The sequence below is a fragment of the Streptococcus criceti HS-6 genome (assembly GCF_000187975.2).
Classification (GTDB): domain Bacteria; phylum Bacillota; class Bacilli; order Lactobacillales; family Streptococcaceae; genus Streptococcus; species Streptococcus criceti.
The window spans coordinates 2363759-2378293 of record NZ_AEUV02000002.1 but is presented as its reverse complement, the minus strand read 5'-3'; the positions used below and the strand labels follow the sequence as shown (position 1 = coordinate 2378293).

18 protein-coding genes are annotated in these 14535 nt (G+C 42.0%); all 18 read left to right on the top strand.

Features of this window, described 5'->3' with window-relative positions; all coding sequences use genetic code 11:
* The first annotated feature begins 117 nt into the window (after window positions 1-117).
* The 18 genes from STRCR_RS11025 (at window position 118) to secG (ending at window position 14507) form a co-directional block, all read left to right on the top strand.
* Window positions 118-582: a hypothetical protein gene (locus tag STRCR_RS11025; RefSeq protein WP_004227773.1), complete on the top strand. Its 465-nt coding sequence runs from the start codon at window positions 118-120 to the stop codon at window positions 580-582.
* 213 nt (window positions 583-795) lie between these two features.
* The gene (gene cpsA / locus STRCR_RS11020) at window positions 796-2256 is read left to right on the top strand and encodes an LCP family glycopolymer transferase CpsA (RefSeq protein WP_004229208.1); all 1461 of its coding nucleotides are present in this window, start codon (window positions 796-798) and stop codon (window positions 2254-2256) included.
* A gap of 2 nt (window positions 2257-2258) precedes the next feature.
* Window positions 2259-2987, top strand: a complete 729-nt coding sequence (gene cps4B, locus STRCR_RS11015; protein ID WP_004228022.1) for a capsular polysaccharide biosynthesis protein Cps4B — start codon at window positions 2259-2261, stop codon at window positions 2985-2987.
* Window positions 2988-2999: 12 nt separating this feature from the next.
* Entirely contained in the window at window positions 3000-3689 is a 690-nt protein-coding gene (locus tag STRCR_RS11010) for a Wzz/FepE/Etk N-terminal domain-containing protein (RefSeq protein WP_004225963.1), read from the top strand.
* Window positions 3690-3697: 8 nt separating this feature from the next.
* Window positions 3698-4438, top strand: a complete 741-nt coding sequence (locus STRCR_RS11005; RefSeq protein ID WP_004229577.1) for a tyrosine-protein kinase — start codon at window positions 3698-3700, stop codon at window positions 4436-4438.
* Between the two features lie 237 nt (window positions 4439-4675).
* Complete coding sequence (locus STRCR_RS11000; RefSeq protein WP_004228951.1) at window positions 4676-5389, top strand: hypothetical protein; 714 nt, start codon at window positions 4676-4678, stop codon at window positions 5387-5389.
* A 21-nt stretch (window positions 5390-5410) separates the two neighbouring features.
* Complete coding sequence (locus tag STRCR_RS10995; protein ID WP_004226230.1) at window positions 5411-5626, top strand: YozE family protein; 216 nt, start codon at window positions 5411-5413, stop codon at window positions 5624-5626.
* A gap of 201 nt (window positions 5627-5827) precedes the next feature.
* Entirely contained in the window at window positions 5828-6787 is a 960-nt protein-coding gene (locus tag STRCR_RS10990) for a PhoH family protein (RefSeq protein WP_004229693.1), read from the top strand.
* Between the two features lie 512 nt (window positions 6788-7299).
* Window positions 7300-7797, top strand: coding sequence for an rRNA maturation RNase YbeY (gene ybeY / locus STRCR_RS10985; protein ID WP_004227867.1), 498 nt, complete (start codon window positions 7300-7302; stop codon window positions 7795-7797).
* Window positions 7778-8182 carry a diacylglycerol kinase gene (gene dagK, locus STRCR_RS10980; protein WP_004227245.1) on the top strand — a complete coding sequence of 135 codons (405 nt, stop codon included), beginning with the start codon at window positions 7778-7780 and terminating at the stop codon, window positions 8180-8182. Before ybeY ends, dagK begins: the two co-directional genes overlap by 20 nt.
* Window positions 8183-8351: 169 nt before the next feature.
* The gene (gene era, locus STRCR_RS10975) at window positions 8352-9248 is read left to right on the top strand and encodes a GTPase Era (protein ID WP_004226332.1); all 897 of its coding nucleotides are present in this window, start codon (window positions 8352-8354) and stop codon (window positions 9246-9248) included.
* Between the two features lie 295 nt (window positions 9249-9543).
* Window positions 9544-10329, top strand: coding sequence for an alpha/beta hydrolase (locus tag STRCR_RS10970; RefSeq protein WP_004225252.1), 786 nt, complete (start codon window positions 9544-9546; stop codon window positions 10327-10329).
* A 64-nt stretch (window positions 10330-10393) separates the two neighbouring features.
* Window positions 10394-10918 (top strand): mycothiol transferase, encoded by a 525-nt coding sequence (locus STRCR_RS10965; RefSeq protein WP_004226236.1) that lies wholly within the window; start codon window positions 10394-10396, stop codon window positions 10916-10918.
* A gap of 157 nt (window positions 10919-11075) precedes the next feature.
* A complete protein-coding gene (mutM, locus tag STRCR_RS10960; RefSeq protein ID WP_040805083.1) occupies window positions 11076-11897 on the top strand; it encodes a DNA-formamidopyrimidine glycosylase in 822 nt (273 codons plus the stop codon).
* The gene (gene coaE / locus STRCR_RS10955) at window positions 11894-12490 is read left to right on the top strand and encodes a dephospho-CoA kinase (protein WP_050897024.1); all 597 of its coding nucleotides are present in this window, start codon (window positions 11894-11896) and stop codon (window positions 12488-12490) included. Before mutM ends, coaE begins: the two co-directional genes overlap by 4 nt.
* A 375-nt stretch (window positions 12491-12865) precedes the next feature.
* Window positions 12866-14080: an MFS transporter gene (locus tag STRCR_RS10950; RefSeq protein ID WP_338062898.1), complete on the top strand. Its 1215-nt coding sequence runs from the start codon at window positions 12866-12868 to the stop codon at window positions 14078-14080.
* Window positions 14080-14226: a 50S ribosomal protein L33 gene (rpmG, locus tag STRCR_RS11895; RefSeq protein WP_004227942.1), complete on the top strand. Its 147-nt coding sequence runs from the start codon at window positions 14080-14082 to the stop codon at window positions 14224-14226. The genes STRCR_RS10950 and rpmG overlap by 1 nt, the downstream gene beginning before the upstream one ends.
* 44 nt (window positions 14227-14270) lie before the next feature.
* Window positions 14271-14507, top strand: a complete 237-nt coding sequence (secG, locus tag STRCR_RS10945) for a preprotein translocase subunit SecG (RefSeq protein ID WP_004226742.1) — start codon at window positions 14271-14273, stop codon at window positions 14505-14507.
* Window positions 14508-14535 lie beyond the last annotated feature (28 nt).

Sequence of the window (14535 nt, the reverse complement as noted above, 5' to 3'; positions counted from 1 at the left end):
CTGAGCAGGAAGAATTATTTCTAAGGGGGAGATGGCTGGTTTAGTTGCTTTAGAAGGGTTTGAGCGAATGAACTGGCGAGAATTTTCCAAATTTAAATCAAAAAGAGAGAGGGACTTATGAAGTTCAAAAAAAGTGAAAGACTGTATTTACTGATAAGCATTATCTTACTTATCTTGATTTTGGCAATGTATATGCTGGCTAAGCGCTCCAATACGGCTAAGACTGGCAATGTTGAAGTCGCCCCAACGCATATTTCAACCAGCTCTTCATCCGATAAAGGGGCTGATTCTGTCGAATCTGATTTGGAGCATTTAGAAAATAACCCAAGCCAAGATAAGATTGAAGATATTCAAGATGAAATTGATCACGTCAGCAATAAGAGCCAGAAAGCTGCCTATCAGGAACGTCTGAATATTGTTAAAGCCAATCTTGCTGTCGATGAAGCAGACACCAATCGGACAGCCGACAGCATCCAAGAGGCGCAGGCTGCTATTGATGAACTATCCACTCAATCTAAAAAGGATGAGCTCCAAGCTCGTCTGGATACGATTAATCAAGCGAGCCAAACCGCCGGCCTTTAATTTTTATTAAATGATTTCAGTTAAAAATAAAATTTTATCCATCTTTGTTTCGGTTTTTTAGGGGAGAAGGCCTGATTTTACAGGCTTTTTCTAACTTTTAATATCTTTAAAATTATGACAGACATATTAAAAATGAATTAAAATTCCTTGGAACTGAGATGAAATTTCGGTATAATAAGTCCATAAATAAATGATACTGGAGAAGCAAAATTAATGGCAAGACATAATCGCTCAAAGGCAAAAAGTTTTAGTACGCATTATTTCGTAAATATTTTATTATTTATACTTTATACGGCGGTCACTGGTATGACTCTCTTTACCATGTATACCTATCATTTTTTGGCCTTCCGTTATTTGAATGTCATCTTGACCCTGGTTTTAGGTCTTGTTTTTCTTTTGTCTGCTTTTTTGACCGTCAAGGGAAGAGCTAAACTTGTCAATAGCTTCTTGCTTGTAATTTTTACGGTCCTATCGACCATAACCTTTCTCGGGTTTAATAAAGTGGTTAATTTAGCCGGAGGCCTCAATAACTCAACTAAGTATTCAGAGGTTGAAATGAGTGTTGTTGTCCCTAAGGACAGCTCGATTAAAAGTGTTAAAGAACTTGACGCTGTGGAAGCACCAACTCAGAGTGATGGTACGAATATTGATGAATTCATCAAGCAGATTAAGGTAGACCAGTCTAAGAATTTATCCGTCAATCACGTTGACTCCTATGCCCAAGCCTACAGCGACTTGATGGCAGGTTCAACCCAAGCTATCGTACTCAACAGTGCCTACTCAAGCCTGATTGAAAGCCAAGATAAGGACTTTAATAAAAAAGTTAAAAAAATCTACACCTATACAATTCAAACCGCTAATAAAACGAGCTCAAAGAAAAAGGTTGATACCAACGCCTTTAATATCTATATTTCAGGTATTGATACTTATGGTCCCATCAACTCTGTTTCCCGTTCAGATGTTAATATTATTGCAACTATCAATCTCAAAACTCACAAGGTGCTCTTGACAACAACTCCACGTGATGCCTATGTACCAATTCCTGATGGCGGCAATAACCAAAAGGATAAATTGACCCATGCTGGTATCTATGGTGTTGAAACCTCGATGAAGACGTTAGAGAATCTCTACAATATTGATATTGATTACTATGCGCGCCTCAACTTCACTTCTTTCCTCAAGTTAGTTGATCTTCTGGGTGGGATTGATGTCTATAATGACCAAGCCTTCACGGCCCATACCAACAAGGATTATACTTTTGAAGTCGGAAATGTTCATCTCGATTCGCAAGGGGCTCTGGCTTTTGTCCGTGAGCGTTACAGCCTGGAAAATGGCGATAATGACCGCGGTAAGAACCAAGAGAAGGTTATCACTGCTATCATCAATAAGTTAGCATCTGCTAAGTCTGTCTCTAAGATTTCTTCGATTGCTAATAATTTGCAAGATTCTATCCAAACCAACATGCCTCTGAATGATATCATGACGATTGCCAATACCCAATTGGCCTCTGGTGCTTCGTTCAAGGTCAGCTCTCAGTCTGTTACAGGAACTGGCTCGACAGGCGAATTACCATCTTATGCTATGCCAGGTGCCTCACTCTATATGATGCAGCTAGACGATGCGAGTGTCAGTGCTGCCGGTGATCAGATTAAAGATGTCTTAGGAGGAAAATAGACTTGATTGATATCCATTCACACATCGTTTTTGATGTGGATGATGGGCCTAAAACGCTCCAGGAAAGTCTAGCGCTAATTGCTGAGAGTTATCGGCAAGGGGTGCGCACGATAGTGTCAACTTCCCATCGGCGTAAAGATATGTTTGAAACGCCTGAAGATAAAATTTATGCTAATTTTTTGCAGGTTAAAGAAGCAGCGGAAGAAAAATTCTCTGATTTAACCATCCTGTATGGAGGAGAACTCTTCTATACCGAGAATCTCCGACAAAAGTTAGAAGAAGGTACAGTGCCGACTATGGCTGGAACAAGCTATGCCTTGATTGAATTTAGTATGCACACACCTTGGAGAGATATTCACCAAGCTTTGACGAAGGTTTTGATGCTGGGGATTACCCCCATTGTTGCCCACATTGAGCGCTATAATGCCTTAGAAGGAAAGCCTGAGCGAGTTCAGGAAATTATCAATATGGGCTGTTATACTCAAGTCAACAGCAACCATGTCCTCAAGCCCAAACTTTTTGGAGACAAGGAAAAACGCTTTAAGGTGAGAGGCCGTTACTTTTTAGAGCAGGACCTTGTCCACTGCATCGCCAGCGACATGCATAATCTGGATAAGCGCCCTCCTTATATGGAGCAGGCCTACCAGCTTGTTGCCAAGGTTTATGGCGAAGCCAAAGCTCAAGAGCTATTTAAAGAAAACATTCACGTTCTACTCAAGAATGAAAACTAATAAGGAGAGACTATGACTTCAGCAGAAAATGCATCGTTTGAGATTGATGTATTCGCCCTACTTAAGAAATTATGGAACCGGAAATTTTTAATTATTTTCGTAGCCCTCTTATTCGGCTTTGTAACCTTGTTTGTCAGTGTATTCATTATTCCAAAGACTTACACAGCTGGAACTCGGATTTATGTCGTCAATAACAGCACGAGTGACTCGATCAATTATCAGGATATTCAGGCAGGGACGGACTTGGTTAATGACTACAAAGAAATCATCCAGTCGCAAGATGTCCTTGATGATGTTGTCAAAAAGGAAAAATTAGATATCAGTTCGGATGAGCTCGCTAAAAAAGTTAGTGTTCAGGTACCTACTGATACTCGCCTCATTACCATTGCTGTCCAAGATAGAAGTCCTCAGGAAGCTAGTCGGCTGGCTAATGCTGTCCGAGAAGTTGCTATTCAAAAAATTAAGGATGTCACCAGAGTTGATGATGTAACAACTGCTGAAACGGCTAAGGTTCCAACCTCGCCAACCTCACCGCGCATCAAGAGGAATCTGGTTCTTGGCACAGCAGCAGGAGGCTTTATTGCAGTTGTGACTTTGATAATCTTTGAAGCCCTTGACGACCGCATCAAAACGAGTGAAGATATTGAAAAAGCTCTTGATCGGACCTTGCTCGGGGTTGTTCCAGATATTAATAGCCTATAGGAGGAATTATGGGTTACTTAGAATTATCCAGTAAACAAGAAAAAACAATTGATAAAGCTGAAGAATATTACAATTCCATTCGTGCCAATATCCAGTTTAGCGGAAGCGACATTAAGGTCATTGCCTTGACCTCTGTCCAACCCAAAGAAGGGAAATCGACAACTACAATGAGCTTGGCTGTGTCCTTTGCCCGTGCTGGCTATCGAACGCTCCTGATTGATGCGGATACTCGCAATTCTGTTATGATGGGGAGCTTCAAACCGGACGGTCCAGTCAAGGGCCTGACGGATTTCCTCTCAGGAAATGCAGACTTGCAAACGACTATCAGCCGGACTAATATTCCTAATTTAACCATGATTCCTGCTGGGCAGGTGCCGCCTAATCCAACGGCTCTCTTTCAAAGCGATAATTTCAAACGTATGATTGAGGCCGTTAGAGAGCATTATGATTATGTTTTGCTTGATACGCCGCCGATTGGGAAGGTTGTCGATGCTGCTATTATTGCCCAAGACTGTGATGCTTCCGTCCTTATTACTGAAGCAGGAGTCATTCGCAGCCGCTTTGTGAAAAAGGCTATTGAGCAGATGGAAAAGAGCGGAGCTCAATTCCTCGGTGTTATTCTCAATAAGGTGGATGAAAAATCAGAAAACTATGGCAACTATGGTAGTTATGGCAGCTACGGGGATTACGGTAAGCGAACTGCCGTAACTCGCACCAACCATGCTAGTCACACTCGCCGGTCCAAATAAAAATTAAGAGAAGCCGTAAGGTTTCTTTTTAAAAACGAATCATCAATTGATAGGAGTCAAGCTGGTTTTCTGGCTGAGCTTTTTCTTGTGTTATAATAGAAAAAACGCAAGTAAAGAGCCGATCTACCTAGCTGAGAGCAAGGATCAGAAGTTTTTATACGAAGGTTCCATCTGGTGGGTTCCGTCATAAATTTTTAAAGGAGCATTGGCAATGAGAAGAAGGGAAGTATAGCGAAAATGAGCATTATCGAAATTATATTGGGCGTTCTCTTAGTAATTCCGTTTGTTATTTTTATACTAACTTATCCGATAGTCTTATTGGCTGTTTTTTTGCTACCTATCATTTCTAGACTTAGTAAAAAAAATCAAGTTTTGGTAAATGATTTTCTTCGTTCCACAGTGAATATTCCGGTACTTATTTATTTTAGTATGCCAGTAATTTCAGCTATATACAGTCATATTTTTGAAGGAATCCTGAAAAAAACTGGTATAAACATTAATGGAGATTTTACTATACAGGTAGTTGCATATATGGAATTTCTTACAGTCTTAACTTATTTTGCAATAATTTTTTTAGAGACCGTAAGTGAAAAAAATGGAACCATTGAGATAAAAATTAAAAGAGTATTAGTTTCTTTTGATAAACATAAGCATTTCCTTAAGAAAATGCTTATCCCAGTATCAGTAATTGGCTTTTTGTCATCAACTATGAGTATTACAGCCTTACTTTTTCCACAGTTTAAGAACTTTATATCCTCGGTAATGTTAAATTTAAATGAAGGAGTATACTCCATTTTAATTATTATAGCAATATATGTCACATACTTTGCTATAAATTATTTTGTAGTAACTGTTTTCAAACTAGTAGTAGAAAATTGGAAAGATTATTCAATTTGGTATAAGTCATTATGGGCTGTATTAAGTAGGATAAAAAATCTTTTTGAAAAATAAATATACAGGAGTGCAATAGCAATGAGAAAATCTTTTTATACCTGGCTGATGACCCAGCGCAATCCCAAGTCTCAGGAACCAGCAGCCTTGCTGGCAGATCTGGCCTTCAACGACAGCACCTTTCCCAAGCATACCGATAATTTTGAAGAAGTCAGCCGCTACTTAGAGGACTACGCCAGCTTTAGCTTTAACCTAGGCGATTTTGATAAGATTTGGGAAGACTATTTGGCTCACTAGGCGTTACTATAAAGGAGAAAGTAAAGACAAACCTATTTGTGACCTCTACTTAACCAGTATTTAGCCGCACCTTCCCAGAGCAGTCATTTTTTAGCTAGCAAAAACCTAGGCAGGTCTTAACTAGCCTTTCTTTCCAGCATGATTTTTCTAGTCAAATAAGTTATAATGGGATTACAGTAAGCAAAGAAAGAGGCAGCCTATTTGCAGGACTATTCTGTTGATATTAATTTAAAACATCCCGATGATTTGATGGCTCTTTTCGGTAGCAATGAGCGTCATCTGAAATTGATTGAAGAAAATGCAGGCGTGGTTATCCATGCCAGAACTGAAGTGGTGCAGATTCTCAGTGATGATGAGGAATCTTTGGAGATTGCCCGCTTGACCATTGAGGCTCTCTTAGTCTTGGTGGACCGAGGCATGCTGATCAATACTTCCGATGTTGTTACTGCCCTGAGTATGGCCCAAAATGGAACGATTGATCAGTTTGTCGCCCTCTATGAAGAAGAAATCATCAAGGATAATTATGGTAAGCCTATCCGCGTTAAAACTCTGGGGCAAAAGGTTTATGTGGATAGTGTCAAGAATCACGATGTCGTCTTTGGCATCGGTCCAGCAGGAACTGGGAAAACCTTTCTGGCTGTTACCTTAGCGGTGACAGCTCTTAAACGCGGTCAAGTCAAGCGCATTATCCTAACGCGTCCAGCTGTTGAAGCTGGCGAAAGTCTGGGCTTCCTGCCAGGTGACCTCAAGGAAAAGGTGGATCCTTATCTGCGACCAGTCTATGATGCCCTCTACCAGATTTTGGGCAAGGACCAGACCACACGTCTTATGGAGCGCGAGATCATTGAGATCGCTCCCTTGGCCTATATGCGGGGACGGACTCTGGATGATGCCTTTGTTATCCTGGATGAAGCCCAGAACACGACCATCATGCAGATGAAGATGTTCTTGACTCGTCTAGGTTTTAACTCTAAGATGATTGTCAATGGCGATGTCAGTCAGATTGACCTGCCAAGAAACAGCCATTCTGGCTTGCTTGATGCTATTGAGAAGCTCAAAGCTATCAAGCAGATTGACTTTGTCTACCTGTCTGCCAAGGATGTCGTTCGCCATCCAGTTGTGGCTGAAATTATCAAGGCTTACGAACAGGAAATGGAGTAATTTAGAACCTTTTAAGTGTATAAGTGTAAAGAGGCTGGGCGAAAACTCGTCCAGTCTTCCTATTTTGTCATAAACTTTTGGCGCAGTGGTTGGGAGTGAGACTTATTGGCTAGGTCAAGAAATCTTACCCCTGCACAGTTCATGAGGTACTTTAGCACCAATGAACCACTGATGAGAGTTAATCCGGTAGACGAATAGATAGACCAATGATACGGCGCGTTGGTAGGACTGGATTATAATATGGATAGAGTTAAAATTTGTCAGGAAAAAATGGGAAACTAGAAAATGTGGCAAACAAATCTTTTCTAAAACTTTATGCTAGGATAACAGTTTGATGTACTTTTGAAGAAAAGGATTGTATCGCCACTCTTATTTTTGAGTATCGGTAGGTGCAATAGAGCCGTTTTAAAAACGAAATAATCATCAATGCACCGGCCTATCTCTTCTCTTTGTTTTGTCCGAAGGTTAGGCTTTTATGCTATAATAAAAAAGATAATTAGATTGGAAGAGTTATGTATATTGAAATGACTGATGAGACCAAGCAGGTTTCCCAAGAGATGCTGACCCAGATCGGAGATATGCTTAATTTTGCTGCCGAAAAGCTGGGCAAAGAAAATAAAGAGATGGCTGTCACTTTTGTGGATAATGAGGCGATACACCAAATTAACCTAGAATATCGTGGCATGGATCGCCCGACAGATGTGGTCAGTTTGGAGTACAAGCCAGAAGCACCCATCATTTTTTCTGACGAAGATCTAGCTGAAAATCCTGAATTAGCAGAGATGATGGCAGACTATGATGCCTACATCGGCGAACTCTTTATTTCTGTTGACAAAGCCCATGAGCAGGCTGACAGTTATGGCCACAGCTTCGAGCGTGAGATGGGGTTTCTAGCTGTTCATGGTTTTCTGCACATCAATGGTTATGACCATTATACCCCAGAAGAAGAAAAAGAGATGTTCACTTTACAGGAAGAGATTTTAGAAGCCTATGGACTTACGAGAGACTAATTCACCTAAGAAATGGAAAAACCGAACGCTGACATCCAGTTTAGAATTTGCCTTGACCGGTATCTTTACAGCCTTTAAGGAAGAGCGTAACATGCGCAAGCATGGGATATCGGCTGTTCTGGCTGCTTTAGCGGGCATTATTTTTCACATTACAGCTATCGAATGGTTATTCTTGCTGCTGGCAATTTTCTTAGTGATTACCTTTGAAATTATTAACTCGGCTATTGAAAATGTTGTTGACTTAGCCAGTAATTACCACTTTTCAATGTTAGCCAAGAATGCTAAAGATATGGCTGCGGGTGCTGTGCTGGTTATTTCAGGCTACGCAGTTGCCACTGGCATTATTATCTTTGTGCCAAAAATTTGGGCACTGCTTTTTCACTGAGTCAGCTGCAATTGGCAGCTGGCCTTATTTCTTAGAATAGAAAGGAATGAACGAGTTTGTGTTCTGACCTGAACACAATTAAGGCTGGGTAAAAACTGAGCCATTTAGAAAATCCTGATTTTCTGTTAATGGTCTATGTTTACTTTGCTTGTAACGTTCTTTATATCGTATGTTTAAATCAGGTTTTGTGGCCATTTTAGGCCGTCCTAATGTTGGTAAATCAACGTTTCTCAATCATGTCATGGGCCAAAAGATTGCCATCATGAGTGATAAGGCTCAGACAACGCGCAATAAAATCATGGGTATCTATACAACAGATACGGAGCAGATCGTCTTTATCGACACACCGGGGATCCATAAACCCAAGACAGCACTGGGAGATTTTATGGTCGAGTCCGCCTATTCGACCCTTCGTGAAGTGGAAACGGTGCTCTTTATGGTCCCAGCCGATGAGGAGCGTGGCAAAGGCGATAATATGATTATGGAGCGCCTTAAGGCAGCTAAGATTCCAGTCATTTTGGTCATCAATAAGATTGACAAGGTCCACCCTGACCAACTTTTAGAAAAGATCGAAGATTTTCGCTCTCAGATGGATTTTAAAGAGATTGTACCAATCTCTGCCCTGCAGGGTAATAATGTGGAAACCCTATTGACCATTCTTAAGGATAATCTGGAAGAAGGATTTCAGTATTTCCCTGAAGACCAAATCACAGATCATCCAGAACGCTTTTTAGTATCTGAGATGATTCGTGAGAAAATCCTCAAATTGACCGAGCAGGAAGTACCGCACTCCGTAGCTGTGGTTATCGAATCTATGAGGCGCGACGAAGAAACAGACAAGGTTCATATCCGCGCGACCATCATGGTCGAACGCGATAGCCAAAAAGGCATCATTATCGGTAAGCAAGGTGCTATGCTTAAGAAAATTGGTAAGATGGCCAGACGCGACATCGAACTCATGCTGGGGGACAAAGTTTACCTTGAAACCTGGGTCAAAGTTAAGAAAAACTGGCGTGATAAAAAGCTGGACTTGGCTGACTTTGGCTATAATAAGAAGGAGTATTGAGAGCGAGACAGAAATCATTATTTCGGAGAAATTGATTTCGTCGTCCCACCTCCGCACAGTTGATTACTATTGACATGAACTGACGTTCATGGGATTCCTCCAACAGTTCCCCAAACTGTTAGAGCTATCACTTGCGTGGTAGTTAAACAGTCTAGTGGACTGTTTAAAGGGTCGCCTGAAAATAAGAAAGCGATGAGGGTCGGCGGACCTTTTTAATCCGAGCCTAGAAATGGGGGAGCGAGGTACAGATAGATAGACTTGTAGTCCAAGTTGGGCTTAGTGAGGAGACAGACCAATGACAGGTAACTTATTTATCGAAGAAACAGGGTACGAACAGAAACAAACGATAATCTTTTTGCATGCTTCGGGTTCCAGCAGTAAAATGTGGCAGCAGCACATGGCAGCACTAAAAAATAATTTCCACTGTGTCGCCATTGACTTGCCTGGGCATGGCAATAGTCGTGATATCGAATGGACAAATTTTGCTGATGTGACAGAAATGATTGCTGACATTATCAAGGTGAAAGCTCACGGTAAACCGCATCTGGTTGGTCTTTCGCTGGGTGGCGGTCTCGTTTTGAACTTGCTAGCGAAACATACCGATTTGGTTGAGCGTGCTGTTGTCGATGGCATGGCCCACTATCCCATCAAAGGTTATCGGAAGGTTATTGCTGGTGTCTATGCTATGTCATTGCTCAAAAATACGATGTTAGTCGCCAAACTCATGAGCAGCATGATGGCAAAAGATGGTGTTCCTGAAGAAGAGTATCGAACCTTTGTTGCTGATTTACAGCAGGCTTCAAAGCGCTCTTTTCGCCGTGCTATGTCCCAAGCTAATCTCTTAAGATTAAACCTGAGAGTTGATAATCCTATCTTTTTTGTTTCAGGTGGAAAAGAGTCGGGTTCGATACATGAATCGCACCAATTACTGGCAAGTCAAAATCCAGCCAGCGAGTATGCTTATTATCCCGACAAGGGTCATGCTTGGCTGTTTAGTGATGTGACCACCCACATTCAGCTCGTGCAGTATTTTTTGCAGGGCGCTGCCTTTCCCCATAAATTGAGGCGGTTTGCTGATTAAGAAGATGTCAAATAAGGTTTAAAGCTGGGGGAGATCCCGGCTTTTGCCATGAGGAGGTAATAATATGACGTATTTAGATATGTTAGTAGAAAGTGTTGACCGCGCACAGGAGCGGTTTGAACGATTATTTGAAGGAGTAACAGTTGAAGAGGCCAATCGTTTTCCAGCTGCAGAAGTTTCAGGTCAAATTAAATCTATGACTTGGCTGGCTTGGCATACTGCGCGTGAAATGGATTTACAGATTTCGGACTTGGCAAAAACAGAGCCGATTTGGTTGGCTCAGGGCTGGAAAGAAAAGTTCAACTTGGACTTGCCTGATGACACACAAGACTGGCAGCACTCGTTAGAGGAAGCCCAAAAAGTTCAGGTGGATGATCTGAGTATTGCGCTGGGATATCTGGAAGCAGCTGCTAAGCTCACTAAAGATTACCTCAACTCGCTTGATGAAGCCGCTCTTGATGATATTGTGGACGATTCTTGGACACCTGCGGTCACTCGCGGTGCCCGTCTGGTGTCGATCATTGATGATGCTGCCATGCATTCAGGTCAGGTTATCTATGCTAGGCGCTTGTTAGGTTTGAAGGATTAAGCTGTTAAAAAAGCAAAGAAGTATCAAAAGAAAGGAAGGATCAGCTTAGAATCCAAGTGGAAGAGCTGATGAAAAAGATAAGAGGCATAGAAAAGCCAATTTCTCTGTCTTAGTCTTGTTTCGATTAGTTTTTCTGGCTGTTCCTGATGTTTTAGATATGCCTGAATTACCAGAAGTTGAGACCGTCAGGCGCGGTTTGGAAGGCCTGATTGTCAACAAGAAGATTGTATCAGTAGATGTGCGCGTGCCCAAGATGGTTAAGACGGATTTGGATACTTTTAAGATGAATCTGCCTGGTCAAACGATTTGCGCTATGCGCCGCCGAGGGAAATACCTTATTTTTGATTTAGGCGCTCAGGTGTTAATCTCGCATCTGCGTATGGAAGGCAAGTACCTGCTCTTTCCAGATGAGGTACCCAACAATAAGCATTTTCATGCCTTCTTTACATTGAATGACGGCTCAACCTTGGTTTATCAAGATGTCCGCAAGTTTGGGACATTTGAGCTCTTAGCAAAATCAGCAGAAGAGGCTTATTTTGTCAAAAAGAAAATTGGCCCTGAGCCGACCAAGGAAGATTTTAAGTTGGCGCCCTTTGAGCGAGCTGTCTTGTCTTCTCATAAGCCCATCAAGCCGCTGCTCTTGGAGCAAAAATTAGTTGCCGGCCTAGGAAATATCTATGTTGATGAGGTGCTCTGGGCAGCTAAAGTTCACCCAGAACGTCAGCCACCCAGTCTCAAAAAAGCAGAAATTAAGCGGCTGCATGATGAGACTATTCGTATTTTGCAGCTGGGCATTCGCAAGGGCGGATCGACCATTCGAACCTATCGTAACGCTTTAGGTGAAGACGGCACCATGCAAAAGTATCTACAAGTTTACGGCCGAACAGGTAAACCCTGTCCGCGTTGCGGAACAGAGATTCAAAAGGTAAAAGTAGGAGGACGGGGCAGCCACTATTGTCCCAAGTGTCAAAAGAAATGAGTAAGATTATCGGATTAACAGGTGGTATCGCTTCGGGGAAATCGACGGTGACAGCCTATTTGAGACAAAAAGGATATCAGGTTATTGATGCTGATCAATTGGTTCATGACCTGCAAGCAAAAGGTAAACCGCTCTATCAGGCCCTAATTTTAGCTTTTGGAACTGGAATTTTGGCTCCCGACCAAGAATTGGATCGCCCTAAATTTGCCCAACTTATCTTTAACGATCCAGCTGCCAGAAAGAAATCGGCTGATCTTCAAGATCGCATTATCCATCAGGAGCTGGCAAAAAGGCGAGATCAGCTAGCAAAGTCTGAAAAAATTTTCTTTATGGATTTGCCGTTACTTTTTGAGCTAGATTATCAAGACTGGTTCGACGAAATTTGGCTGGTCGCCTTAGATGAGGACCAGCAAATCGAGCGTTTGATGGCGAGAAATGGTTACTCCTTAGAAGAGGCTGAAAAACGGATTGCTGCCCAGCTCCCTTTGTCTAAAAAAATTCGTCTAGCTGACCGAGTGATTGACAATAATGGTAGCCTAGAGGAGACTTATGCTCAGCTGGAGCAGCAGTTAGAACGACTGAGCGCCAACTGATAACTGAACCCGCCTACACTCCTGTGAAAAAGCTTCACCTTTCTTGAATTTGCATGATTCATCATCAGGTTTCCTATTTTCGTTGGAGTGCTTAACGGTTTAGCGACACTGCGTTTGTTAGTCGATTTTACTAACTAAACGAGGTTAGTGGGAGAGGTAGCCAAGTCACCTTAGTGATTGGCGTTTGCCATCAAGTGCGAAGCACTTAGCTAACAAGCCTCTGCTATATCTTACGAAGAAGTGCTAATGCCGAAAATTACTAATTAGTATTTTTCCTTGTTGGGCTTGAGGAAAAGTCAATCACCTTGCACTTTTTCCAAGTCCAACTTGTGGTATAATATTTAACAGATGATCCAAGAAAGAAGATGATGACTTATAGAAACAGCAAGTGTTGCAACTGTCAATTGGCAACAGAATCTAAGGATAGCTTGGTTCGGTAATTTTCTCACTGGGGCAAGTTTTTCACTTGTGATGCCTTTTATGTCCCTCTTTGTGGAACAGTTGGGAGCTAAACCAGGGAGAGTTGAGCTTTACGCTGGCTTGTCTGTTTCACTTTCAGCCCTAGCTTCGGCTCTAGTTGCCCCTATTTGGGGTTCTCTAGCTGATCGCTATGGGCGTAAACCTATGATGATTCGGGCCAGTCTTGCTATGGCTTTTACTATGGGAGGATTGGCCTTTGTCCCCAATGTCTTTTGGATGCTGGCTCTAAGACTTTTAAATGGAATGTTTGCTGGCTATGTCCCTAATTCGACAGCCTTAATTGCCAGTCAAGCGCCCAAGGAAAAGTTAGGAGCAGCTCTAGGGACTCTGGCGACTGGCGTCACAGCAGGAACTTTAATTGGGCCTCTCTTAGGAGGCTATTTCGCTGACCTCTTAGGCATTCGTAATATCTTTCTCTTTGTTGGCGGTCTCTTACTTTTGTTAAACCTTATGACAGTCTTCTTGATTCGAGAGGATTTTGTGCCTGTAAAGAGGGAACATGAACTTCCGACCAAAGACCTGCTGCACCAAGTCAAGGACCGTCAGGTCATGCTGGGCCTCTTTGTTACCAGCATGATTATTCAGGTTTCGGCCCAATCTATTGCCCCTATTTTGACGCTTTACATCCGTCATCTAGGGCAGACAGAAAACCTCATGTTCGTCTCCGGTTTGATTGTTTCCAGTATGGGTTTTTCCAGTATGCTATCTAGTTCCTTCCTAGGAAAAATCGGCGATAAAATCGGCAATCATCGTCTGCTTCTTTTGGCCCTTTTTTATAGTTTTTGTATGTATCTGTCCTTCGCCCATGCCCAAACGCCTCTGCAGTTAGGACTGCTTCGCTTTCTATATGGTTTTGGGACAGGGGCCCTAATGCCCAGTGTCAATTCGCTGCTGACCAAGATTACGCCTAAGGAAGGGATCTCTAGGATTTTTAGTTACAACCAGATGTTCTTCAATATAGGGCAAGTCGTCGGTCCCTTTATCGGTTCCAGCGTAGCGGCAGGTCTAGGCTATCACTGGGTTTTTTATGCCACCTCAATCATCGTCTTTGTTAATTTCTCATGGAGTTTTATTAATTTTAGACATTATCTGAAAGTTAAGGAAATCTAGTGCGGATAAAAATAAATTTGAAATGTAGTTCCTGCGGCAGTCTCAATTATTTGACTTCAAAAAATAAGGTAAACCATCCTGAAAAAATTCAGGTGCCCAAATACTGTCCCAAGGAGCGAAAAGTGACCCTTCATCTTGAATCTTAAAAGCATTTATGATAAACTACTTAGGATAATAGTGGAGGAAAGATATGTACAATATTTTACTGACTGCTCTGTTGGTTATGTCTGTGATTTTGATTATTGCCATTTTTATGCAGCCTCAGAAAAACCCAAGTAGTAATGTATTTGATAGCAGCGGTTCAGAAGCCCTCTTCGAGCGAACAAAAGCCCGCGGATTTGAGGCCTTCATGGAACGCTTTACTGGTATCCTAATCTTCCTTTGGTTGCTGGATGCCCTAGTGCTTGCGATTTTATCAAGTAAGTAATGACGAAAGTGAGCCGAGACTTGGTCTG

Coding starts and splice junctions, on each gene's coding strand:
- STRCR_RS11025 (WP_004227773.1), top strand. CDS start 118: ATGAAGTTCAAAAAAAGTGAAAGACTGTATTTACTGATAAGCATTATC.
- cpsA (WP_004229208.1), top strand. CDS start 796: ATGGCAAGACATAATCGCTCAAAGGCAAAAAGTTTTAGTACGCATTAT.
- STRCR_RS11010 (WP_004225963.1), top strand. CDS start 3,000: ATGACTTCAGCAGAAAATGCATCGTTTGAGATTGATGTATTCGCCCTA.
- STRCR_RS11005 (WP_004229577.1), top strand. CDS start 3,698: ATGGGTTACTTAGAATTATCCAGTAAACAAGAAAAAACAATTGATAAA.
- STRCR_RS11000 (WP_004228951.1), top strand. CDS start 4,676: ATGAGCATTATCGAAATTATATTGGGCGTTCTCTTAGTAATTCCGTTT.
- STRCR_RS10995 (WP_004226230.1), top strand. CDS start 5,411: ATGAGAAAATCTTTTTATACCTGGCTGATGACCCAGCGCAATCCCAAG.
- ybeY (WP_004227867.1), top strand. CDS start 7,300: ATGTATATTGAAATGACTGATGAGACCAAGCAGGTTTCCCAAGAGATG.
- dagK (WP_004227245.1), top strand. CDS start 7,778: ATGGACTTACGAGAGACTAATTCACCTAAGAAATGGAAAAACCGAACG.
- era (WP_004226332.1), top strand. CDS start 8,352: ATGTTTAAATCAGGTTTTGTGGCCATTTTAGGCCGTCCTAATGTTGGT.
- STRCR_RS10970 (WP_004225252.1), top strand. CDS start 9,544: ATGACAGGTAACTTATTTATCGAAGAAACAGGGTACGAACAGAAACAA.
- STRCR_RS10965 (WP_004226236.1), top strand. CDS start 10,394: ATGACGTATTTAGATATGTTAGTAGAAAGTGTTGACCGCGCACAGGAG.
- mutM (WP_040805083.1), top strand. CDS start 11,076: ATGCCTGAATTACCAGAAGTTGAGACCGTCAGGCGCGGTTTGGAAGGC.
- coaE (WP_050897024.1), top strand. CDS start 11,894: ATGAGTAAGATTATCGGATTAACAGGTGGTATCGCTTCGGGGAAATCG.
- secG (WP_004226742.1), top strand. CDS start 14,271: ATGTACAATATTTTACTGACTGCTCTGTTGGTTATGTCTGTGATTTTG.